Source organism: Mesorhizobium sp. SP-1A, assembly GCF_032460275.1.
GTDB lineage: Bacteria > Pseudomonadota > Alphaproteobacteria > Rhizobiales > Rhizobiaceae > Mesorhizobium.
In genome coordinates, this window is record NZ_JAVXZD010000003.1 from 340,574 (window position 1) to 363,157 (window position 22,584).

Annotated in this window: 22 protein-coding genes and 1 other RNA gene; 8 read left to right on the forward strand and 15 right to left on the reverse strand. The window is 66.2% G+C overall.

The window, feature by feature from the left end; genetic code table 11:
* Window positions 1–6 precede the first annotated feature (6 nt).
* The 7 genes from mraY to mraZ are packed head-to-tail and all read right to left on the reverse strand — an operon-like array spanning window position 7 to window position 7,631.
* Window positions 7–1,089 (reverse strand): phospho-N-acetylmuramoyl-pentapeptide-transferase, encoded by a 1,083-nt coding sequence (gene mraY, locus QU595_RS16615; protein ID WP_315923874.1) that lies wholly within the window; start codon window positions 1,087–1,089, stop codon window positions 7–9.
* Between the two features lie 25 nt (window positions 1,090–1,114).
* Window positions 1,115–2,563, reverse strand: a complete 1,449-nt coding sequence (locus QU595_RS16620; RefSeq protein WP_315923876.1) for a UDP-N-acetylmuramoylalanyl-D-glutamyl-2,6-diaminopimelate--D-alanyl-D-alanine ligase — start codon at window positions 2,561–2,563, stop codon at window positions 1,115–1,117.
* The gene (locus tag QU595_RS16625; RefSeq protein WP_315923878.1) at window positions 2,560–4,008 is read right to left on the reverse strand and encodes a UDP-N-acetylmuramoyl-L-alanyl-D-glutamate--2,6-diaminopimelate ligase; all 1,449 of its coding nucleotides are present in this window, start codon (window positions 4,006–4,008) and stop codon (window positions 2,560–2,562) included. The genes QU595_RS16620 and QU595_RS16625 overlap by 4 nt, the downstream gene beginning before the upstream one ends.
* Window positions 4,009–4,065: 57 nt before the next feature.
* Entirely contained in the window at window positions 4,066–5,769 is a 1,704-nt protein-coding gene (locus QU595_RS16630) for a penicillin-binding protein 2 (protein ID WP_315923880.1), read from the reverse strand.
* Window positions 5,766–6,143 carry a hypothetical protein gene (locus QU595_RS16635; protein ID WP_315923882.1) on the reverse strand — a complete coding sequence of 126 codons (378 nt, stop codon included), beginning with the start codon at window positions 6,141–6,143 and terminating at the stop codon, window positions 5,766–5,768. Before QU595_RS16635 ends, QU595_RS16630 begins: the two co-directional genes overlap by 4 nt.
* Window positions 6,144–6,147: 4 nt before the next feature.
* Window positions 6,148–7,176 (reverse strand): 16S rRNA (cytosine(1402)-N(4))-methyltransferase RsmH, encoded by a 1,029-nt coding sequence (gene rsmH / locus QU595_RS16640; RefSeq protein ID WP_315923884.1) that lies wholly within the window; start codon window positions 7,174–7,176, stop codon window positions 6,148–6,150.
* Window positions 7,173–7,631: a division/cell wall cluster transcriptional repressor MraZ gene (gene mraZ / locus QU595_RS16645; protein WP_315923885.1), complete on the reverse strand. Its 459-nt coding sequence runs from the start codon at window positions 7,629–7,631 to the stop codon at window positions 7,173–7,175. Before mraZ ends, rsmH begins: the two co-directional genes overlap by 4 nt.
* Window positions 7,632–8,032: 401 nt before the next feature.
* On the opposite strand from mraZ, the gene QU595_RS16650 reads away from it, so the two are divergent.
* Window positions 8,033–9,148 carry a cystathionine gamma-lyase gene (locus QU595_RS16650; RefSeq protein WP_315923886.1) on the forward strand — a complete coding sequence of 372 codons (1,116 nt, stop codon included), beginning with the start codon at window positions 8,033–8,035 and terminating at the stop codon, window positions 9,146–9,148.
* A gap of 44 nt (window positions 9,149–9,192) precedes the next feature.
* On the opposite strand, the gene rnpB is transcribed toward QU595_RS16650, so the two are convergent.
* From rnpB to QU595_RS16675, 5 genes are all read right to left on the reverse strand, one after another.
* Window positions 9,193–9,588, reverse strand: an RNA gene (rnpB, locus tag QU595_RS16655) — RNase P RNA component class A.
* An 84-nt stretch (window positions 9,589–9,672) separates the two neighbouring features.
* Window positions 9,673–10,422, reverse strand: a complete 750-nt coding sequence (locus QU595_RS16660; protein WP_315923888.1) for a lytic transglycosylase domain-containing protein — start codon at window positions 10,420–10,422, stop codon at window positions 9,673–9,675.
* Between the two features lie 185 nt (window positions 10,423–10,607).
* The gene (locus tag QU595_RS16665) at window positions 10,608–11,375 is read right to left on the reverse strand and encodes an N-acetylmuramoyl-L-alanine amidase (RefSeq protein ID WP_315923889.1); all 768 of its coding nucleotides are present in this window, start codon (window positions 11,373–11,375) and stop codon (window positions 10,608–10,610) included.
* Window positions 11,372–12,091: a DnaJ family molecular chaperone gene (locus tag QU595_RS16670; RefSeq protein WP_315923891.1), complete on the reverse strand. Its 720-nt coding sequence runs from the start codon at window positions 12,089–12,091 to the stop codon at window positions 11,372–11,374. The genes QU595_RS16665 and QU595_RS16670 overlap by 4 nt, the downstream gene beginning before the upstream one ends.
* Before the next feature lie 152 nt (window positions 12,092–12,243).
* Window positions 12,244–12,468: a hypothetical protein gene (locus tag QU595_RS16675; RefSeq protein ID WP_315923893.1), complete on the reverse strand. Its 225-nt coding sequence runs from the start codon at window positions 12,466–12,468 to the stop codon at window positions 12,244–12,246.
* Window positions 12,469–12,701: 233 nt separating this feature from the next.
* Here QU595_RS16675 and QU595_RS16680 point away from each other — a divergent pair, with 233 nt between their 5' ends.
* A complete protein-coding gene (locus QU595_RS16680) occupies window positions 12,702–13,949 on the forward strand; it encodes a DUF3419 family protein (protein ID WP_315923895.1) in 1,248 nt (415 codons plus the stop codon).
* Window positions 13,946–14,671: a class I SAM-dependent methyltransferase gene (locus tag QU595_RS16685; protein ID WP_315923897.1), complete on the forward strand. Its 726-nt coding sequence runs from the start codon at window positions 13,946–13,948 to the stop codon at window positions 14,669–14,671. The genes QU595_RS16680 and QU595_RS16685 overlap by 4 nt, the downstream gene beginning before the upstream one ends.
* On the opposite strand, the gene QU595_RS16690 is transcribed toward QU595_RS16685, so the two are convergent.
* On the reverse strand, window positions 14,598–15,986 hold the full coding sequence (locus QU595_RS16690; protein WP_315923899.1) for a serine hydrolase: 1,389 nt from the start codon (window positions 15,984–15,986) through the stop codon (window positions 14,598–14,600). The genes QU595_RS16685 and QU595_RS16690 overlap by 74 nt on opposite strands.
* Window positions 15,987–16,190: 204 nt before the next feature.
* Between QU595_RS16690 and QU595_RS16695 the strand changes: the two genes are divergently transcribed.
* From QU595_RS16695 to QU595_RS16705, 3 genes are all read left to right on the forward strand, one after another.
* Window positions 16,191–16,988: a GH25 family lysozyme gene (locus QU595_RS16695; RefSeq protein ID WP_315923901.1), complete on the forward strand. Its 798-nt coding sequence runs from the start codon at window positions 16,191–16,193 to the stop codon at window positions 16,986–16,988.
* 81 nt (window positions 16,989–17,069) lie between these two features.
* Window positions 17,070–18,248 (forward strand): lytic murein transglycosylase, encoded by a 1,179-nt coding sequence (locus QU595_RS16700; protein WP_315923903.1) that lies wholly within the window; start codon window positions 17,070–17,072, stop codon window positions 18,246–18,248.
* A gap of 150 nt (window positions 18,249–18,398) precedes the next feature.
* On the forward strand, window positions 18,399–19,340 hold the full coding sequence (locus QU595_RS16705; RefSeq protein ID WP_315923905.1) for a DMT family transporter: 942 nt from the start codon (window positions 18,399–18,401) through the stop codon (window positions 19,338–19,340).
* A 335-nt stretch (window positions 19,341–19,675) separates the two neighbouring features.
* On the opposite strand, the gene metF is transcribed toward QU595_RS16705, so the two are convergent.
* Together metF and QU595_RS16715 are read right to left on the reverse strand one after the other, a co-directional pair.
* Entirely contained in the window at window positions 19,676–20,590 is a 915-nt protein-coding gene (gene metF, locus QU595_RS16710; protein ID WP_315923907.1) for a methylenetetrahydrofolate reductase [NAD(P)H], read from the reverse strand.
* Window positions 20,590–21,612, reverse strand: coding sequence for a metalloregulator ArsR/SmtB family transcription factor (locus QU595_RS16715; protein ID WP_315923909.1), 1,023 nt, complete (start codon window positions 21,610–21,612; stop codon window positions 20,590–20,592). Before QU595_RS16715 ends, metF begins: the two co-directional genes overlap by 1 nt.
* A gap of 139 nt (window positions 21,613–21,751) precedes the next feature.
* Here QU595_RS16715 and tsaA point away from each other — a divergent pair, with 139 nt between their 5' ends.
* Together tsaA and QU595_RS16725 are read left to right on the forward strand one after the other, a co-directional pair.
* Window positions 21,752–22,255, forward strand: a complete 504-nt coding sequence (gene tsaA, locus QU595_RS16720; protein ID WP_315923911.1) for a tRNA (N6-threonylcarbamoyladenosine(37)-N6)-methyltransferase TrmO — start codon at window positions 21,752–21,754, stop codon at window positions 22,253–22,255.
* Complete coding sequence (locus tag QU595_RS16725) at window positions 22,252–22,569, forward strand: DUF2293 domain-containing protein (RefSeq protein ID WP_315923913.1); 318 nt, start codon at window positions 22,252–22,254, stop codon at window positions 22,567–22,569. Before tsaA ends, QU595_RS16725 begins: the two co-directional genes overlap by 4 nt.
* Window positions 22,570–22,584: the final 15 nt, after the last annotated feature.

Consider the following 22,584-nt stretch of genomic DNA (forward strand, 5'->3'; position numbering starts at 1 on the left):
TGCCGTTTACCGCAGCTTCAGGGTCGAGAGGCCGATCAGCGCCAGCATCACCGCGATCACCCAGAAGCGGATCACCACCTGGCTTTCGGTCCAGCCGAGCTTTTCGAAATGATGGTGGATCGGCGCCATCAGGAAGACGCGCTTGCCGGTCATCTTGAAATAGCCGACCTGGATGATGACGGAGCAGATTTCCACCACGAACAGGCCGCCGACGATGGCCAGCACGATCTCGTGCTTGGTCGCCACGGCCACGGTGCCGATCAGCCCGCCAAGCGCCAGCGAACCAGTGTCGCCCATGAAGATGGCGGCCGGCGGCGCGTTGAACCACAGGAAGCCGAGGCCGGCGCCGATCACCGCGCCGAGGATGACCGAAAGCTCGCCGGTGCCGGGCACGAAATGGATCTGCAGATATTCGGCGAAGACGGCGTTGCCCGACAGATAGGCGATGCCGCCGAACGACGCCGCGGCGATCATGATCGGCACGATGGCCAGCCCGTCCAGCCCGTCGGTGATGTTGACGGCGTTGCCCGCGCCCACCACCACGAAAGCGCCGAACGGAATGAAGAACCAGCCGAGATTGAGCAGCAGTTCCTTGGCGAAGGGGAAGGTCAGCGACGACGAGAACGGCTCCTGGCCGACATGCATGATGACCCAGGCGGCGATGCCGGCGACGAGGAATTCCAGCCCCAGCCGCGCCTTGCCCGAAAAGCCGAGATGCGACTGCTTGGTCACCTTCAGGTAGTCGTCATAGAAGCCGATGGCGCCGAAGCCGAGCGTCACCAGCAGCACCACCCAGACATAGACGCTGCGCAGGTTCGCCCACAGCAGCGACGACACGACGATGCCGACGAGGATCATCAGGCCGCCCATGGTCGGCGTTCCGGCCTTCTTGAAATGCGTCTGCGGTCCGTCCGCGCGGATCGGCTGGCCCTTGCCTTGCCTGATGCGGAGCGAATCGATGATTGCCGGCCCGAAAATGAAGACGATCAGCGCCGAGGTGATCAGCGCCCCGCCCGTGCGGAAAGTGATATAGCGAAAGACATTGAAGACCGAGATGTGGTCCGCAAAATCAACGAGAAGCGTGAACATAAGTTTTTTCGTCCCCGGACCCTTGTCAGGCCTGTTGTGCAGTGCCGGCCTGGGCCGGGAATTTCCGAAGCATCTCATCGACCAGCTTGGCGAGGCCGATGCCCTTCGACGACTTGATCATCACCGCATCCCCGCCCCTCAGCGCCTGCAGCAACAACGGTTTCAATTCGTCCGCCGTGGCGCGGATCGCGACGTCGAGGTCCGACGGCAGCGCCTTGGCGAGGCTTGCCATATGCGGCCCCGCCAGCAGGACCAGCCCGACGTCGGCATCCACGACCAGCGGCGCGAGCGCCGCATGCAGCTTTTCCGAATGGACGCCGAGTTCCAGCATGTCGCCCAGCACGGCGACGCGGCGGCCGCCTTCCGCCACGGGCGTGTTCCTGAGAAGCGAAAGCGCCGCCTTCATCGATGCGGGATTGGCGTTGTAGCTCTCGTCGATCAGCACGATCTGGCCGTGCGGGTGGGCAAGCACATGACGCCTGCCCCTGCCCGCTTCCGCGCTCAGGTCGCCCAGCGCCAGCGACACGCGCGCCATGTCGGCGCCCACCAGATGCGCCGCGCCCATCACGGCCAGCGCGTTCTGCACCATGTGACGGCCTGGAGCGCCGACGCGCGCGACGATCTCCTCGCCGCCGGACTTCGCCGTTCCGATCTTGACGGCCATGGTCGAATGGTCGGCATGCAGGGCGCTGTCGAGCAGCCTGTAGGTCGAGCGCGGGTTCTCGCCGAAGGTGGCGATGCGTTCGACGCCCGCCTGCCGCGCCAGCTTCTCCAGAAGCTTGGTGCGCGGGTCGTCGCGGTTGAGCAGCGCCACGCCGCCGGGTTCCAGGCCCTCGAATATCTCCGCCTTGGCCTCGGCGATCTCGTCCATGCTGCGGAAGAAGCCGAGATGGGCCGGCGCGATGAGCGTGATGAGGGCGACATGCGGCCGCACCATGCGCACCAGCGGGCGGATCTCGCCGGGATGGTTCATGCCGATCTCGAACACGGCATAGTCGCAGTCGGCAGGCATGCGCGCCAGCGTCAGCGGCACGCCCCAGTGATTGTTGAACGACTTGTCCGAGGCATGGACGGTCCCGACCGCCGACAGCACATGGCGAAGCGCCTCCTTGGTCGAGGTCTTGCCGACCGAGCCCGTCACCGCGATGATCCTGGCCGCGGCGCGCGCGCGGGCGGCGGTGCCCAGCCTTTCCAGCGCGGCCAGCACGTCCGGCACCACGATCATCGGCGCCGTCAGGCGGCCGAGCGCGGCGAGCTTGGCTTCGGACACCACCAGCACGCCGGCCCCGGCGCGCACGGCGGCTGTCGCGAAGTCGTGGCCGTCCATCGTCTCGCCCTTGATGGCGAAGAAGGCGTCGCCCGGCTGCAGGCTGCGGCTGTCGATGGAAATGCCCGTCACGCCCGCCGGCATGTTGCCGACCGGCCGCCCGCCCGTCGCCTCCACAAGGGCATCGGAAGTCCAAAGCAAGGTCATGCGGCCCGCTCCCTCAGCGCCGCCCGCACCTCTTCATGATCGGAAAAAGGCAAGGTCTTCGTCCCCACGGTCTGGCCTTCCTCGTGCCCCTTGCCGGCCACGACGAGCGTGTCGCCCGCTTGCAGCATCGACACCGCCTCGCGGATCGCCTGCCTGCGATCCCCGATCTCGACGGCGCCGGGCGCGGCCGCAAGGATCGCGGCGCGGATCTCGGCGGGCACTTCCGAGCGCGGATTGTCGTCGGTGACGATGACGATGTCGGCCAGGCGCGTGGCGATCTCGCCCATGATCGGGCGCTTGCCGCGGTCGCGGTCTCCGCCGCAGCCGAACACCACCATGACACGTCCGGTGGTGAACGGCCGCACCGAAGCCAGCACGTTTTCCAGCGCATCCGGCTTGTGGGCGTAGTCCACATAGACCGGCGCGCCCTCGGCTGTGGTGCCGACGAGGTCCAGCCGTCCCGGCGCGCCCTTCAGCCGCTCCAGCGCCGGCAACGCCTTGGCCGCCGGCGTGCCGGTGGCGATGGCCAGGCCGGCCGCGACGAGCGCGTTGGAAATCTGGAAGTCGCCGGCCAGCGGCAGGTCGATCTCGTATATGGCGCCCTCGTGCTCGATCTCGGCGCGCTGGCGGTGCCGCTCATGCTCGACGCGCTTCAGCTTGAGGAAGCCGCCCTGTCTGCCGACGGTGAGCACGGCAAGGCCGGCGGCTTGCGCGGCGGCGATGGTCGGCTCCGACCATTTGTCGTCGGCGAAGACGACGGCCGGCGCCCCCTTGGGCAGCAGCGCATCGAACAGCCGCAGCTTGGCGCGATGGTAGTCCTCCACCGTCGGATGATAATCCATGTGGTCGCGGCCGAGATTGGTGAAGGCGCCGGCCTTCAGCCTCACCCCATCCAGGCGGCGCTGGTCGAGCCCATGGCTGGAAGCCTCCATCGCGGCATGGGTGACGCCCGCTTCGGCCAGTTCGGCCAGCAGGCGGTGCAGCGCGACCGGATCGGGCGTGGTCAGCGATCCATATTCGTTGCGGCCGGGCGCGGTGACCCCGGTCGTGCCGATCGACGCCGCGGCGAGCCCCGCCTGCTCCCAGATCTGGCGCGTGAAGGCCGCGACGGAGGTCTTGCCGCTGGTGCCGGTGACGGCAACCATGGTCTCGGGCTGGCGGGCAAAGAAGCGGGCGGCGGCCAGGGCCAGGGCCCGGCGCGGGTCCTCGACGGCAAGCACCGGGACCGGCAGGCCGGAAAACTGTGCATTTCGTGCCGCCACGATGGCTACGGCGCCATTTCGCACGGCGTCTTGCGCATAGGCGGCGCCGTCCGCCCTGCTTCCCGCCAGGGCGAAGAAGAGATCGCCCTTCGCGACCTTGCGCGAATCCGCGGACATGCCGGTTACCGCTATGTCGGGAATTTCCTCGACTGGCAGTATGCCGGCTAGATCTTTGAGCTTCATCGAATTCCGTTCACCGAAACAAAATGGCGCGCTGTCCCCGGCGCGCCTGAAGAATCATCAATAGGACACCAGCGTTGCACCATTTTCATGGCTGAAATCTGGCTTCACGCCAAGCATCGCCGCCGAGCGGCGGATGATGTTGCCCGCCATGATCCCCGCGTTCGAAGCCGCCGTGGCGCCCATGCCCGGCTTTTCCGGCTGCGGCTCGTCGGCGATCGTCAGCACGATGTATTGCGGATCGTCCATCGGGAAAGCGGCCACGAAGGCGTTGAAGTTCTTGCCCTTGGAATAGCGGCCGTTGACCACCTTCTCTGCCGTGCCGGTCTTGCCGCCGACCCGGTAGCCGGGAACGCGCGCGTTGCGGCCCGAGCCCTTTTCCGCGTTGAGCGCATAGAGATAGCGCATGGATTCCACGGTCTTGTCGTTGACCACGCGCTTGGCGACCGCCATCGCCTCCTCCTGGCTGCGGATCAGGAAGGTCGGCTCCATGAGGAAGCCGTTCATCAGCGCCGCGCAGCCGACCGCCGTTTGCAGCGGCGTGGTGGACACGCCGTGGCCGAAGGCGATGGTCATGGAATTGACCTGCTTCCACACCCGCGGCTCGGTCGGCCGCGCCACCTCCGGCAGTTCGGTCTGCATCTTTTCCAGTATGCCGAGGCGATGCAGGAACTCCCTGTGCCCGTCGATGCCGACGGCCAGCGCTTCCCGTGCCGAGCCGATGTTCGACGAATAGATGAACACCTCCGGCACCGAAAGCACCCGGCCCTTGCTGTGGAAATCATGGATGGTCTGGCGCCCGACCCTGAGCGGACGCGACGCGTCGAAGGTGCTGCTCAGCGAAACCCTGCCGGAATCGAGAGCCATGGCCGTGGTGAAGCTCTTGAAGGTCGAGCCCATCTCGTAGAGGCCGGCCGACATGCGGTTCAGGCGGTCCTTGTCCTGGGCGTTGTAGGGGTTGTTCGGATCGAAATCCGGCACCGACGCCATGGCCAGCACCTCGCCGGTCTTGATGCTGAGCACCACCGCGCCGGCCCCGATCGCATGGTATTTTTCCAGGCCCGTCACGATCTCGTCATGCACCACATGCTGGACGCGCAGGTCGATCGACAGCTTGACCGGCTTCAGGTCCTTGGGATCGGCGAGGCCCGACATCTGCAGGTCCGAAAGGCCCTGCGCGTCGATATACTTCTCCATGCCGGAGATGCCCTGGTTGTCGATATTGGTCAGCCCGACGATATAGGCCGTGGTGCTGCCGGCCGGATAGAAGCGGCGCTTTTCGGTGCGGAAGCCGATGCCGGGAATGCCGAGTTGCATGATCTCGGCTTCCTGCTTGGGCGTAAGCTGACGCTGGAGCCAGACGAAGCCGGCGCCGCTTCTGAGCTTGCGGTAAGTCTGCTCGTAGTCGATTTCCGGCAGGACGGCCGAGAGCTTCTCGATCGCCTCGTCGGCGTCGACGATATGGCGCGGCTCGGCATAGAGCGAGGAGGTCTTGATGTCGGTCGCCAACACCTCGCCGTTGCGGTCCACGATATCGGGCCGCGCCGCGGTCACCCGGCTGGGCGGCGGACCGGACTGGTCCGGATTCTGCAGGCCGAAATACACCAGCCGGCCGGCGATGGCGGCATAGATGCTGAAGAACACCGCCATCGTCATCACGACGCGGGTCCTGGTCTTGCCGCCGGTGGCCTTGCGGGCGCCGTCCACGACGATGGAACCGGCTTCCTGCGTGCGCCGCGCGCGCTTCCAGATCCTGCCGATCATCGTACGGCTCCGGTCACGATTGCGTCCTTGCCGGTGGCTTCCTTGCCCGCCGCGGCCACGGGCCCGCCGGTAAGGTCCTCGATGGTGAGCGACTTCATCGGCAGGTCCTGTATCTGCACGATCTGATGCGGATCGACCGGCTCCAGTTTTAGCTGCGCCTGGTATTTCTCGACCAGCCTTTGCAGGCGGGCCGGCTGCGTCAGCAGGCTCCAGTCGGCCTTGAGCAGGTTTATCGTGTCTTCTTCGGTCCGGATCTGCGCCTGCAACTGGCGGACCTTCGTCTGTTGCTCCTCCGCGTCGCGCTTGACCGCGTAGGTCATCGCGGCGGCCGAAACCATCACGGCGATCAGGATTATGTCGCTGGTGCGAAACACGTGCTCACCTCTCCCCCGGCAGGCTCGTGCCTGCAGATTTCGGACCGGACAATTTCGGCAGGCCGAAGATCGACATGTCGCCCGCGCGCGCCGGCGCCTCGGTGCGGATCGCGGCGCGCAACCTGGCCGAGCGCGCCCGCGGATTGGCGGCGGTCTCGGCGTCTTGCGGCGTCACCCCGCCGCCCAGCTTGCGGAAGGTGGCGACACGGACCTGCGCCTCCGGCAGATGCCGCGAACCGGCGGCGGCATCCGCGCGGTCGGCGATGAAGCGCTTGACGATGCGGTCTTCCAGCGAATGGAACGTGACCACGGCCAGCCGGCCGCCGGGCTTCAGCACACGCTCCGCCGCCAGCAGCGCCTGCGCGAGCTGCCCCAGTTCGTCGTTCACGTAGATGCGCAGCGCCTGGAACACGCGCGTGGCCGGGTGGATCTTGTCGCCCGGCTTTCGGCCGATATGCGTCTCGATCGCGTCGGCAAGGTCGAGCGTGCTCTCGAACGGACGCTTCTCGCGGCGCGCCTCGATCATCCTGGCGATGCGCCCGGCGTGACGCTCTTCGCCAAGCAGGCCGAAGATGCGCGCGAGATCGTTCGCCTTGAAGGTGTTGACGACGTCGGCGGCGCTCATGCCCGCCTGCGCCATGCGCATGTCGAGCGGCCCCTCGGCGCGGAAGGAAAAGCCGCGCTCGGCCTGGTCGAGCTGCATGGAGGAGACGCCGATGTCGAGCACGACGCCGTCGGCGGCCTCGACATGCTGGTCCAGCGTCGAGAACGGCGCCTGCACCAGCCTCAGCCGGCCCTCCGATTCCCGTTCGAGCTCCCGGCCGGCTGCGATGGCGTCGGGATCGCGGTCGATGGCGACCACCGATGCGCCGGCATCCAGGATGGCCCTGGTGTAGCCGCCCGCGCCGAAGGTGCCGTCGATGACGGTCTGGCCGGCTTGCGGCGAAAGCGCCTGGAGGACTTCAGCAAGGAGGACCGGAATGTGACGGGCCGGTCCGCCAACGGCTGATGGATCGCCGTGGCCCGCCGTCATTCCGGCCGCTCCCCGGGCATCGTCCCCTGCCGAAGCCGCAACAGCCGCCCCCGCACCTGCGCGCCATATTCTGCGAGTCGCGCCGGTTCCCAAATCTGGAAAAAATTGCCCCGCCCCACAAAGACGGCCTCCGTGGTGATGCCCGTATGCGCGCGGATGAAATCGTTCATGGTGATGCGCCCGTCCTGATCCAGCTTCAGGAACAGCCCGTCGCCGTGGCAGAAGAAGGACATGTCGTCCGCGGTCCGCAGAAAGGGATCCTCCTGCGCGATTCGCTGCTCGTAGCGGTCGAGAAGGTCGAGCCCGCCCACATCCATCGCCGGCACGTCCAGGCAGCGCAGCGCATAGAGTTCGCGATAGCCGCGCTTCTGCACCACAGCGCGGAAATGCGCCGGCACCGACACCCGGCCCTTGCCGTCGATCCTGTTCACCGCGCTTGACAGAAAACGGTCCATTCGACGCTTCGGCCGCTTTCGCCGCCGCACTCCTTTCCATCCTCGCCACCGCGCCGCGCCGGCGCGATCCTATCCGATATCCGCCGGCCGCACGGGCAGAATCCGGCCGGCGCGCTGCCGCTGCGGCTGCCCGACCGGCGTACGCTTCACCCTGACACGGAACGTAAGCTTGAGTATCTGGATGGGATAACATGGGGCAATATGGGCGTCAACGGGAACGGGTTTCACAAACCGGCTGCCGCAACCGCCGCGCGAACGGAAAAGGCATTCCCGTCTTTATCGTCCATTAAGACTAACGAAGGGTTTAGAACGCCGCTGCGAGGCAAATGCGTCCCTTGTTTCGCGAGCGCGGCGGCAGTAGCGTCCAGTATCTTCAGTGCCCGCCGAAAAGCCTTGAAATCATGGAAAAGACATCCAAGTCCCGCGCCGCCGGCCTGGCCCACCTGCGCCGCGGCAGCCTGTCCAAGGGCGATCCCATTCCGCTGCCGCTCACCATGGCGTCGGTCTACCATGCGCCCGGCGACGCGACCGGCTACAATCAATACGGCCGGTTCTCGAATCCGAACTGGGCCGCGGTGGAGCACATGCTGGCCCATCTCGAGGACGCTCCCTGCGTGGCGTTCCCTTCCGGCATGGCGGCGATCTCGGCCACCTTCTTCAGCCTGCTGAAATCGGGCGACCGCATCCTGGTCGCCGCCGACGGCTATCCCACCACGAGGCTGATCGCCGACCGCTACCTCAAGGCGTTCGGCGTGACCTGCGACCTGCGTCCGACGGCGACCTTCCTCGACGGCGGCTTCGAAGGCTATCGCTTCGCCTTCGTGGAAACGCCGTCTAACCCGGGCCTGGATATCTGCGACATCGCGGCCGTGGCGCAGGCGGCCCATGCGGCCGGCGCGCTGCTGATCGTCGACAACACCACCATGACCCCGTTCGGCCAGCGCCCGCTGGACCTCGGCGCCGACATCGTCGTCGCCGCAGACACCAAGGCGCCCAACGGCCATTCCGACGTGCTGTTCGGCCATGTCGCCAGCCGCGATCTGGAAATCGTCACCGGCGTGCAGGACTGGCGCAAGACCTGCGGCGCCATTCCGAGTCCGTTCGACGCCTGGCTCCTGCATCGCGGACTGGAGACGCTGGAGATGCGCTTCGAACGCATGTGCGACAATGCCGAGATCATCGCGCCGCGCCTGCGCGAACATCCGGCCGTGCGCTCGCTGCGCTTCCCCGGCCTGCCCGACGATCCCTCGCACAACCTCGCCCGCGCGCAGATGGAGCGCTTCGGCTTCCTGATTTCCTTCGTGCTGGATTCGGCGGAGGAGGCCGAGGCTTTCATCGATGGCTGCGAACTGATGCAGTCGGCCACCTCCTTCGGCGGCGTGCACAGTTCCGCCGAGCGCCGCACGCGGCGAGGCGACGCCGTGCCGCCGGGCTTCCTGCGCCTTTCCGTGGGCTGCGAGCCGGCGGAAGAGTTGTGGAGCGCGATGAAGGCGTCGCTGGACCGGCTGAAAGCCTAGTCTCTCGTCCGTCCGGATGCCCTGTCCGGATTATTCCGGAGAAAATTGCCAGTCGGCCTGTAAGCCGGGTTTTGTATGGCCCTCTGCCTTGCGGCGCGAGAACGTGGCGGCCATTCATCTTGGGCGCATGTTGCCATGCGCCTCACGCAACCTACCCGGACGGTGAGCCGGAAACAGCCCTGAAGGTTTCCCCTCGCACCGCCCCTATTCGGTTTTGCTCCCGGTGGGGTTTGCCGTGCCGCTCCCGTTGCCGGTCGCGCGGTGGGCTCTTACCCCACCCTTTCACCCTTGCCACGGAAACCGTGGCGGTTTGCTTTCTGTGGCACTTTCCCTGGGGTCGCCCCCGCCGGCCGTTAGCCGGCACCGTGTTTCCATGGAGCCCGGACTTTCCTCACCCGCAGCCTTTCGGCATTCGCTGGTGCGGCCGCCCGGCCGACTGGCACCGCGTATAAAGGGATTTATGCCTGAAAACGCAAATGAAAAAGCCGGCCGCCGCGCCGGCTGTCGTCATTCGGGGGCTCGCCTCACACGGGCGCGCCCAGCGCCGCCATCTGCACCTTGACCTTCTGGCAATAGGCGGAGGAGATCGGGTTCATGCGCTTGGCGGCATGACCGGCATTGTATTTCAGGATGGTGCCGCAGGTCGTGCCGTCACCGAGATCGCGGGCCATGGCCAGGTACTTCATGCCATATCGGATATTGGTGTCGGGATCGTGCAGCCCCTTGGCGGAACCGGTATAGCCGAGCATGCGCGCCGTCGCCGGCTTGATCTGCATGAGGCCGATCTCGCCGGCGCTGCCGACCTTGCCGGGCTGGTAGTTGCTCTCCACCTGGATCACCGCATTGGCGAGCGCCACCGGTATGCCGTATGCGGAGGCATAACGGGCGACGATTGCCGAATAGGGCGCCTTGCCGACGGAGGCGGCAGGCTGGGGAAGATCGATCTTCGCCGGGATCGACGCGGTGGCCGTCATATCGACGCGCACCTTGGTGCGCTTGGCGCTCGCATGGCTGGCGGCGCGCTTGGCAACAGGCGTGACCGCAGCGTGTTTCGTCTTGCGCGACGCGGCCTTGCGCTTCTTCGCCGGAGCCTTCTTCTCCAGCTTGACCGCCTCGACCTTCGCGGTTCCGGCTTTTGCGGGCTGTTTGGTGTTGACGGATTGGGGAAGCCCCTGGTCCAGCCTGGGGCTCAATGGAGCCGATATTGCGGTACCGCAGGCAAAAGTCATCACACCGGCAGCAAAGGCTGCCGCTACAACGAGTGGTTTGTACATATGGTCCTGTTCTGGTGAGGCCGCGCGAAGAATTCCGCGCGACGGTCCTGGTTGAATGCTGGATTATCCTTTGGCGGAAGCTCCAGCATGGCGGGACCTGCGCTTTGCCGGCCGATTTGGCAGCAATGAGGGCACCAGAAATAACTTTGGATTACAGGCTGTAACCTGGAGTGGGGTCTTGCCGTCTACTGCACGGAAAGCTCGGGCAGCGAGCCGAGCAGGCGGCGCAGCGTGCGGATCGTCGAGCCATCGGCCACGCCATCGACCCGCCGCGGACGGAAATGTCGTTGAAAAGCTTGAACAACAATGTCTGTCTGCACGTCGAAAACGCCGGTGATCTCGACGCCGTATCCATAGAGCGCCAGCATGGATTGCAGTTCCTCGACGGCCGCGCCCTCGTCGCCGGGCCGCAGGACCGGGCCGCGCCGGATCGGCGAAGGCGCGACGAAATGACCAAGCCCGGCCGCGGCCAGGACGCGCCACGGGAAGCGCTCGCCCGGGTCCACCTTGCGCCCGGGCGCCACGTCGGAATGGGCAAGCACCCGTTCCGACGACACCGGGTGGCGGCGCGAAATGCCCTGGCAAAGCGAGATGACCGCCTCGATCTGCCGCTCCGGGAACGGGCGGTAGCCGAGCGTATGGCCGGGATTGACGATCTCGATGCCGACGGAACAGGAGTTGATGTCGGTAATTCCACGCCAGGAACTCTTGCCGGCGTGCCAGGCGCGATCGCTCTCGCGCACCATCTGCACGACCCGTCCGTCCTCATGCACCAGATAGTGGGACGAAACCTCGCTCGCCGGATCGCACAGCCATGCCTCGGCGCCCGCGCCGGTTTCCATGCCGGTATAGTGCAGGATGATCATGTCGGGCACCTCGGTCCCGCGCCTCGGCCCGAAATTGGGCGAGACGCGCACCTCGGCACCCGGATGGTCGGGCGCGAAACCGCTCATGCCGGCGCCAAATCCCGTTCGATCATCTCATAGGCCGCGTTGATCGCCGCCAGACGCCTGGTCGCCACGTTGATGAACTCCTGCGGCAGGCCGCGCGCGATCAGCTTGTCGGGATGGTTGTCCGCGACCAGCTTGCGGTAGCGCTTCTTGACTTCGGGGAAAGCTATGCCGCGCTCCAGCCCCAGCACGCGGTAGGGATCGCCCGAACCGAGATCGACATGGCGCGCCAGAATCGTCTGGTAGTGGGTTTCGTCGATGCGGAATATCTCGGCCACACGATGCAGGAAGTCTCCTTCCCGCTCATGCAGCACCCCGTCCGCGGTCGCGATATGGAACAGCCCGTCGAGGATGTCTTCCAGCATCAGGCAGTTCGAATGTCCCGAGCCGCACAGCTTCGCCATCTGCTCGGCATAGGTCTCGAACCCGGCCACGTCCTGCCTTGCGAGGTCGTAGAGGCGCGCGACATTGCGCGTCTGGTCGCGCGGCACTTCGAAAATATCGCGGAAGGCGCGGATCTCGTCCTGCGTCACCACCCCGTCCGCCTTCGCCATCTTGGCGGAGAGGGCGATCATGGCGACGGAAAACGCCACGCGGCGCCTCAGTTCCGCATCGCCGGAAAAGACCGTGCGCACCGCCTCGACCATGTCGGTGATGCTTGAGGATGCTGAAGCCGAAACCCGCGCGACGAATTCGCCTATGCGTTCCCAGATGGACATGCGCGCCTTTTAGAGCCAATGGCAGGCCCCTATCAAGCGCGGCTTTGCTCCTTATGTCCCGCTCCTTGTGTCCATTGTCGGCGCTCGCACCGCGGGCAAAGCAAAAAGGCCGGGACGAGCCCGGCCTTCCGCATGCTGCAACAGAACGCTGACTACGGAGTCGTCGTCGGTTTCGGCTGCGCGGGCTGCATGGTGTTGCCGCCGCCATTATCCGTATTGGCGGGCGGATTGGCCTGCGGCGTGGCCGGCTGCGTGGTCTGGTCCGCCGGTGCCGGCGTCGTGCTCTGTGTCGTGGTCTTGTCATCGCCGCTGTCGCTGCAGGCGGCGACGCTCAGCAACGCAAGAGCGGAAACCGAAGCGATAATGAATTTCTTCATCTCATGTCTCCTTCGCAATGGTAGCGCTCCCCTACCGGGCGCACCGTCGCATGAGAAATGCCGCGCGTAACGACCGGTTTCGTCACATTGCGTTTCGTTTTGTTACACCGTCGCCCAAAACGAAAGCAGCGGCGCCAGCGCCGGCAGGAAAATCGGCGGCGATGCCGTCACGCGGCTGTCACGGCGCTGCGCTACCCCGCTCCGCAATCACGAACGGGGAATCGAACGCGGCCATGACCGACCTTTCAGGCGAACTCGTCTTCCAGCGCGGCAGGGAGGTCAAGAAAGCGGTCTACCAGAACCGCGCCTTGTCCAGGGCGGGCGTCTCCGAGCGGCTGTTCGCCTTCCTGTTCTCCGGCCTCGTCTACCCGCAGATATGGGAAGACCCCGAGATCGACATGGAAGCGATGGCGCTCGGCGAAGGCCACCGCATCGTCACCATCGCCTCCGGCGGCTGCAACATCCTGGCCTACCTGACGCGCTCGCCCGCGCGCATCGACGCCGTGGACCTCAACACCGCCCACATCGCGCTGAACCGCATGAAGCTGGCCGCCCTGCGCCATCTGCCCTCGCAGGCGGACCTGTTCCGCTTCTTCGGCGCGGCCGGAAACCGTCACAACTCCGCCGCCTACGACCGCTTCCTCGCGCCGAACCTCGACAAGGCCACGCGGCACTATTGGGAGCGGCGCAACTGGCGCGGCAAGCGCCGCATCGAACTGTTCGACGGCAATTTCTACCATTCCGGCCTGCTCGGCCTGTTCATCGCGGTCGGCCACCGCGCGGCGAAGCTCCACGGCGTCGATCCCGCGCGGATCATGCAGGCGGGCGATATTTCCGCCCAGCGCCGCTTCTTCGAGGAAAAGCTCGCTCCGATCTTCGACCGTCGCCTGCTGAAATGGGCGACCGCGCGCAAATCCTCCCTGTTCGGCCTCGGCATCCCGCCTGCCCAGTATGACGCGCTGATCACGTCGGGCGACGGCTCCATGGCTTCGGTGCTGAAGGCGCGGCTGGAAAAGCTCGCCTGCGGCTTTCCGCTGAAGGACAATTATTTCGCCTGGCAGGCTTTCGCGCGCCGTTATCCGGCTCCCGGCGAGGCCGCCCTTCCCGCCTATCTGGAAAAGCAGAATTATGCGCTGCTGAAGGCGAATGTGGATCGCGTCGCCCTGCGCCATGCCAACATGATCGATTTCCTCGCCGCGAAGGATGCCGGCTCTGTCGACCGCTTCGTGCTGCTCGACGCGCAGGACTGGATGAGCGACGCGCAGCTCAACGCGCTCTGGACCGAGATCACCCGCACCGCCGCCGCCGGCGCGCGCGTCATCTTCCGCACCGCCGCCGAGCCGACGCTGCTGCCCGGCCGCGTTTCGCCGTCCCTGCTCGACCAGTGGCGCTATGAAGAAGACGCCTCGCGCAATTTCTCGGCCCGCGACCGTTCGGCCATCTATGGCGGCTTCCATCTTTATGTGAAGAAGGCCGCATGAGCGTGCGGCCCGCCGCAGGCGCCGGCCACGCCGAACTGATGGACGGCGTCTATCGCTGGCAGCGCCATATCTACGATCTGACGCGCAAATACTACCTGCTCGGGCGCGACCGGCTGATCGACGGGCTGGACGCGCCAAGCAACGGCACGGCGCTGGAGCTGGGCTGCGGCACGGGCCGGAACCTCGCTTTGGCCGCAAGGCGCTATCCCGAGGCGCGCTTCTTCGGCATCGACATTTCGGCCGAAATGCTGGCGACGGCCGGCGCCACCTTGAAGCGGGCCAACCTTTCCGGCCGCGTCCGGCTTACGCAGGGCGACGCCACCTCCTTCGATACGGCCGCCCTGTTCGGCATCGAGCGCTTCGACCGCGTCTTCATCTCCTATGCGCTGTCGATGATCCCCGGCTGGAAACGCACGATCGCAGCCGCCATCGGGTCGCTGGCACCCGGGGGCACGCTGCACATTGTGGATTTCGGCGACCGGCAGGGCCTTCCGCGCTGGTTCGAGCGGCTGCTTCTGGCATGGCTCGCGCGCTTCCATGTCAGCCCGCGCGATTCCCTGCGCGAAGTGCTGGAATCGGAATCTGAGCGAACCGGCGCAAGCCTTTCTTTCCAGCCGCTTTATCGCGGCTATGCCTTCCTTGCGACGGTCACGGCTGCCGCAGCGCCTCGACCAGCGCCAGAACCAGCTTCTGCGGACGATAGCCCAGTTTTCCCGGCGTGAGTCCCATGCGCACCACCGCCATGCGCTCCGAAGGAATGACGGCGACCGTCTGCCCGTCATGCCCCTCCAGCCAATAGGTGTCCTTGGGCAGGCCCGCCGCGGCGCCGGCGCCCGGCGTGTCTTCGTCGCCCGGCGCCTCGATCCAAAGCTGCCCCCGCGCATAGACCCCGTTCGAGGCCGGCGCCGGCTCGCGCATCCAGGCCACGAACCCCGCCGGCAGGATCTGCTGCCCGTTCCAGACCCCGTCCTGCAACAGGAACTGGCCGAACCGCGCCCAGTCCCGCGCCGTGGCATAGAGGTAGGACGAGCCAACGAAGGTGCCGTGCTCGTCCGTCTCCAGAGCGGCGCTTTTCATGCCGAGCGGATCGAACAGGGCAAGGCGCGGCCACGCCAGCGCCTTGCCCTTGTCGCCGATTGCGTCCTGCCACAGGCGCGACAGAAGCATGGCCGTCCCGCTGGAATAGCTCCACACCCTGCCGACCTCGCCCGTCAGCGGCTTGGCTCCGGCGAAAGCGGCCATGTCCGGTTCCAGGAACAGCATGCGGGTCACGTCGGTGACGTCGCCATAGTCCTCGTTGAAGGCGAGGCCGCTCGACATGGCCATCAGGTCGGCGAGGCTGATGGCCTTGCGCCCGTCCGCCTGCCACGGCCCGAATAGGCCGGTCCGGTCCAGAGCCATCCTGCCGTCCTTCACCAGGGTTCCGATGATCGCGGCATTCACCGTCTTGGTCATCGACCAGCCGAGCAGCGGCGTCTTTTCGGAAAAGCCCTCGCCGTAACGCTCGCCGACGATGCGGCCGTCCTTGACCACGACGATGCCGCGCATGCCGGGCCCTGAAAGCACGGGATCGTCCAGGACCTTGGCCAGCGCGGGGTCTTGCGAAGGCTCGACCCGCTCGCCTTGCGGCCACGATTCGTCCGGCACGGGCGCGGGCGTCAGCGCTGGACCGGTGATCGCCTTGGCCGCGGCGATGTTTCCGTCCGGCACCAGCGCGCATCCCAGCCCGTCGCGTTCCACCGCCACGCTTCGCCCGAAGACGCCGAGCAGCCCGGCCGTGACGGTGCCTGCCTGCCGGTCGACGCTCACCCGCATCAGTCTCAGCAGCGGATGGCCGGGCGCCTGCACGTCGACGGCCAGCACCTGTTGCGCATCGCGGCCGGCGAGGAACACGTTGGAGCAGACGATCTTGGCCGAATAGCCGGACCCGACCCGGATCAGCTCCGGCGGCGCTACGTAGAGCCACGCCACCAGGAGAGCTACAACAAGCAGGATCAGCCCCGACAGTCCTTTCAGTACCTTTCGCGCCACCCGCATGCCTCGCCCCCGCACCGATTTTCGCCATGGTTTTGCCGCCATTCGCGCTGCAAAGTCGATGCCGCTGCAGGCGTCGTCAACCGAAAATCAACCTTGTTGGGCGATGACGCTGGAGTACGGGCGCTCGTGTGGGAAGCGCCCGGCGGGGATCACCCACCATCGAGACGCCCACCAGCGCCGGCTGGCACCGGCCCCGGAGAGGACATGCGCCGTTTCGCGGCTCTCGCCTTTGTGCTGATGGCGCTCGGCGCCTGCTCGACCGTCGACGATCTCGCGCCCGTCGGCGCCGGCACGTCGAACAGCGTCGCCGCGCGCGCGCCGCGCTTCGAGGACAGCAAGCCGCATACATGGGAAAGCGGCGCGCCATGGACCTACGCGATCCACGGCACGGACGTGTCCAAATACCAGACCTCGGTGGACTGGGCACAGGCCAGGTCCAACGGCATTTCCTTCGCCTTCGTCAAGGCGACCGAGGGCGGCGACCGCGTGGACGACATGTTCGCCGAGCACTGGCGCCGCACCCGCGCCGCCGGCATCCCGCGCGCGGCCTATCATTTCTTCTATTTCTGCCGCCCCGCGGCCGAGCAGGCGCGCTGGTTCATCCAGAACGTGCCGAACGATCCTTCCGCCATGCCGCCGGTGCTGGACATGGAATGGAACCCGCATTCGCCGACCTGCCGGCTCAGGCCGCCGCCCGAAACGGTGCGTGCGGAGATGAGCGTGTTCCTGAGCATGGTCGAGAAGCATTACGGCAAGAAGCCGATCATCTATACGTCGATCGATTTCTTCGACGACAACAACCTGTCGACCTATCGCGGCTATCCCTACTGGCTGCGTTCCGTCGCCGGCCACCCGCGCGAGAAATACGGCAGCCACCCCTTCACCTTCTGGCAATATACCGGCACCGGCGTTGTACCGGGCATGTCCGGCAACGCCGACATCAACGTCTTCAACGGCACGGAGGCCGCCTGGAACAGGTGGCTGCGGCAGAACACCCGTTGACAGGGCGCCTGCCGCCTGCTTTTCGAAAGCTCCAAGGGCCGATATTGGCGGCCGCTGGATTTTCGACCCGGAAGATTTGACATGCGACTGCGCTCCCCTTTGCTTGCGGCGCTGCTTGCCACAGCGTTTTCCGCTCCTGCCGCGGCGCAGGAGTGCGACGGTGATTTCGACGCCTGGAAGCAGGGCGTGGCGGCCGAAGCCAAGGCCGCAGGCGTTGGCGAAACCGGGCTTGCGGCGCTTTCGGCGGCGGCAATCGATCCGAAGGTGCTGGCGCGCGACCGCGCGCAGGGCGTATTTTCCCAGACCTTCATCGAGTTTTCCGGCCGCATGATCTCGGCCTACCGGTTGAAGCAGGGCGCGGCCAACCTGAAGAAATATGCCGAGGTGTTCGCCCGCGCCGAGGCCGAATTCGGCGTGCAGGGCCCGGTGGTGGCGGCCTTTTGGGCGCTGGAAACCGATTTCGGCGCCGTCCAGGGCGATTTCCGCACGCTGAACGCCCTGGTCACGCTGGCGCATGACTGCCGCCGGCCGCAGGTGTTCCGGCCGCAACTCGTGCCGCTTTTGACCCTCATCGACCGCGGCGACCTGCCCGCCGACGTCAAGGGCGCCTGGGCCGGCGAGATCGGCCAGACGCAGATGCTGCCCATAGACTATCTGATGGACAGCGTGGACGGCGACGGCGACGGCAAGGTGGACCTTCGCAACAGCGTTCCCGACGTCGTCATGACCACCGCGAAAAAGCTTCAGATGAAGGGCTGGAAGCGCGACCAGCCCTGGATCGAAGAGGTGCGGGTGCCGGACGACATGCCCTGGGACCAGACGGGCCGTACCAGCAAGCTGGCGCTCACCCAATGGTCGCAATGGGGCGTGACCCGTCCGGACGGCAGCCCGCTGCAGGACACCGGCCTGCGCGCCGGTCTCGTATTGCCGATGGGCCGCAACGGCCCCGCCTTCCTCTCCTACGACAATTTCGACATCTATCTGGAGTGGAACCAGTCCTTCACCTATGCGCTTACCGCGGCCGTGCTCGCCACGCGCCTGGCCGGCGCGCCGGCCTACGACCCGCGCCAGCCGGAACCCGGCCTCGGGCTCGACCAGATGAAGGAGCTCCAGTCCAGGCTGGAAGCGCGCGGCCACGATGTCGGCAAGGTGGACGGCATTCTCGGCACCAACACGCGCGAGGCCGTGCGCAAGGAACAGATGCGCCTCGGGCTGGCGGTGGACGGCTGGCCGACCGTCGATCTGCTGGCGAAGCTGTAGCCGGCCCTTGGCACGGCCGCCTCAGCGCTGGTTTCGCTCCGCCAAGACAACCGGCAGCCTCCAGGATGGCTTTTCGGGTGGTGGCCGGCCTGATTCGGCTTTAACCGTCTGGTCCGGCATGCAACGCCAGATCGAGAGGCGCGAAATCCGATGACGGCCGCAAACCCTGCCATACGAGGCCCGATGGCGTTGCAGGACTGGACGCGTCTCCTCCTGCTCGGCGCCATCTGGGGCGCCTCCTTCTTCTTCGCCCGCATCGCGGTGGCGGAACTTGCCCCGCTGGTGCTCGTCCTGTTGCGGGTTGCGATCGCCGCCGCCGCCTTGCAGTTCTATCTCGCCATGCGCGGACCGTCCTTCCGGCTGGCTTTCCCGCGGGCCGGCATGTTCTTCCTGCTGGCCCTGACCAACAACGTCATCCCCTTCTCGCTGATCTTTGCCGGCCAGACCGTGCTCGGCGCCGGCCTCGCTTCGGTGCTGAACGCCACCACCCCGTTCTGGACCCTGATCATCGCCAACGCCTTCACCAATGACGAGAAACTCACCTGGAACAAGCTGGCCGGCATCGCGCTCGGCGTGGCCGGCACGGCGGTGATGATCGGTCCCGGCCTTCTGGCTGGCCTCGGCGGTCCGATTTGGGCCAAGTTCGCGCTCATCGGCGCGGCCCTGTCATACGCAACGGCCCTGCTGGTTGCCCGGCGCTTCAGGGACATTCCCGCGCCTGTCGTCGCCACGGGCCAGCTCACCGCATCGACGATTATCATGGTCCCGGTCGTGCTTGCGGTCCACGGCACCGGCGCGCTGTTCGCGGCCAGCGGCCCGGTCTGGGCGGCGGTGCTGGCACTGGCGCTGGTGTCCACCGCCTTCGCCTACATCCTGTTCTTCAATCTGGTGGCCTCTGCCGGCGCGACCAACGCTTCGCTGGTCACGCTGGTCGTGCCGGCCAGCGCCATATTGCTGGGCGCCGTCTTCCTCGGCGAAAGGCTGGAGGCGTTCGAACTGGGAGGCATCGCGCTGATCGCGCTCGGCCTGCTCACCATCGACGGCCGCATATACGGCCGGGCAGCCGGTCCGGCCCGTTCCGGGCCGTCATGATTTATTCACAAATCGTAAGGTCGTCTTTTCCGAATAAATTCAATATCTAACCATGCGAAACGAGCGAACTGTTCCACAAAGTCGCCGCAATGCAGCATCATTTCCCCTTGCCTGTGGCGCAAATGCCCCTAGAGTCCTGGCATAGCTCTTTTCGACAGGAGGCTATCCATGGGACTGACGAGGCCATTCAACGCATTGATGATCTGTGCTGCGTTCGCTTTCATCGGCGCCCTGATTGTGGGTGCACTTCCGTAATCCCTGAGGTTCGGGAGCAGAGCACCCGATAGACCAATTCCATCAAAAGGCCGGGCAGCCCCGCCCGGCCTTTTTCATGTTCATGCGGCGGCCGACCCCACGAGCGGCAGCTGCGCGCGGATGCCGATCATGTGGCAGACCGCGAAGGCGAGGTCCGCCCGGTTCATCGTGTAGAAATGGAAATCGCCCACGCCGCGCTCGACCAGATCGAGCACCTGCTCGGCGGCGACGGCCGAGGCGACCAGCGCATGGGTCTGCGGATCGCCGTCCAGCCCGTCGAAGCGTTCCGCCAGCCAGGACGGGACCAGCGTTCCGCAGCGTGCCGAGAAACTGGCGACCTGCGCGAAATTGTGGATCGGCAGGATGCCCGGAACGATGGGAATATAGATGCCCGCGCGCCGCGCCCGCTCGACATAGCGCTCGTAGAGGTCGTTATCGAAGAAGAATTGCGTGATCGCCCGGGTGGCGCCGTTGTCGACCTTGCGCTTGAGCATGTCGATATCGGTGGCGAAATCCGGGCTTTCGGGATGCTTTTCGGGGTACGCCGATACCGAAATGTCGAAATTGCCGACCTGCTTCAGCGCGCCCACCAGTTCGGCGCCGTTGGCGTAGCCGTCCGGATAGGGGCGATAGGCCGCGCCGACGCCCTCGACCGGATCGCCGCGCAGCGCCACGAAGCGGGTGACGCCCATGCCAGCGAATTCGTGGATGACCGTATCGACCTCCTCGCGCGTCGCGTTCACGCAGGTCATGTGCGCGGCAGGCGTCAGGCTGCTTTCGGTGAGGATGCGCTTGACCGTGCGCGCGGTGCGCTCGCGGGTGGAGCCTCCCGCCCCGTAGGTCACCGACACGAATTTCGGCTGCAGCGGCTCCAGCCGCTTCACGGTTTCCCACAGCCGGCTCTCCATTTCGTCGGTCTTGGGCGGGAAGAACTCGAAGGAGACCCTGATCTTGTCGCCGATGTCGGGGCGTCTGGAAAAGCGGAACTGGTTCATCAGGCGGTTTCCCCCATCTGCGGAAGGTTGGTGCGCTGCGCGCCGGTGGACGGATCGGCGATCAGAAGCCGCCGGTCGCGGCCGAGCCACAGTTTCACGGTCAGCTTGTTCTCGCCGCCGCCGCGCGGCTCGAAATGCTGGGTTTCCTCGAGATCGAGCCCCGCTTCCGCGAACCAGTCGGCGATCTGCCGGTCGGAAAAGCCGAGGCGCTGGTGCGCATGTGCATCGCGCAGGAATTCCAGCCGATGCGGCGCGAAATCCACGATCACCAGCCGGCCCGAGGGGCGCAGCAGCTTCGCCGCCTCGGCGATCGCCCGCGCCGGGTCGTCCAGGTAATGCAGCACCTGATGTATGGTGACGAGGTCGAAGGCGTCGCGCTCGACGGGCGGCGAGAAGATATCGCCCTGCCGCACCTGCGCATTGGAAATACCGGCCTTGTCCAGGTTGGCGCGGGCCACGGCCAGCATCTCGCGCGACATGTCGATGCCGACGCCCCGGCGGTAGAGCGGTGCGAAGATCTCCAGCAGCCGCCCGGTGCCGGTGCCGAGATCCAGCATGGACTGGAACGGCCGCTTGCCGACCAGCTTGACCAGCGCCGCCTCGACCGCGTCGTCCGGCACGTGCAGGGAGCGAATCTGGTCCCAGCTCGCCGCATTCTCACTGAAATAGGCCGTGGCCCGTTCCTGCCGCCGCCGCTTGACCGAGGCCAGCCGCTCCAGGTCGCGCTCGACCTGCGGATCGGCGTCGCGGACGCCCGAAACCAGCCTCAGCACGAAATCGCGCGCCGCATCCGAATCCGACAGGCGGAAGAACGCCCACGAGCCTTCCTGGTAGCGGCCGATCAGGCCGGCTTCCAGCAACAGCTTGAGGTGACGCGAGACGCGCGGCTGCGACTGGCCCAGAATCTCGGTCAGGTCCGAAACCGTCAGGTCGCCGCGCGACAGAAGCGTAAGAATGCGCAGGCGGCTGGATTCGGCCGCCGCCTTCAATGTATCTACCATCGTGTCGAGTGCGACATGCATGGGCAGCCAGCCTCGCAAAGCGAAAAAGAGAAAGATATAAAGATATCTTTATATCGAAACTCCCGACATTGCAACCGGCAATGTCGCTGAGTGACCAGAAAATGGCGCGCCTGTGCTGCGCGGCAAATGGAGAAACGCGATGTTCGAGAGGCGCGACGGCGAAGAAGCGACGGCAATCGACCCTGCGACCTTGCGGCCCGATGACCATATCGTCTTCATCGGCCGCATCCGCTCGCCCTGGACGAGCCGCGAAACCTGCCCGAAGAACATCGCCGAGGCCCGCGAGGCCGGCCGCCCCGCCACGGTCGAGATCGACGAGCCCTACCGCCGCGGGTTGCAGGGGCTGAAGCGCGCGACCCACATCATGGTGCTGAGCTGGTTCCAGGCGGCGCCGCGGAATCTGATTGTCCAGAAACCGCGCAAAGCCTCTGAATCCAGCGGTGTTTTTGCGCTTCGCTCCCCTGCCCGCCCGAATCCCATCGGAGTGCATGTCACGCGCCTGGTGGGCTTTGACGTGAACGCCGGCACGCTCGCGCTCGACGCCATGGATGCGCTGGACGGAACGCCGGTGATCGATCTCAAGCCCTATATTCCGGCCGTGGACGCCTATCCCGAGGCGATATTCGAGCGATCTTCCAAATGAAGGCGGCAGCGACGGGCAGGCGGCGGGCCATCGCCAGGGCGCTGACGACGCTGTTGCCGCTGGCGCCCTATTCCGACATCGAAAAGATCAGGGCCGACGCCGGCGCGGTGCATATGAAGACGCTGCCGCCGTCGCTGGCGGTATGGCTGGCCACGGTCGCCCATGTCCGCCACGCCCATACGGACTATGAAAAGCTGCTCGCCGAGGGCTACGACCGCGATTCCGCGCGCTTTTTCGTCATCGACCAGACCAACGCCGTCCTGACCCGCTGGCGCGCCACGCGCCTGCTCGATCCGAACGACGAGGAAAGCTGAACCCCTTCCTCAAAG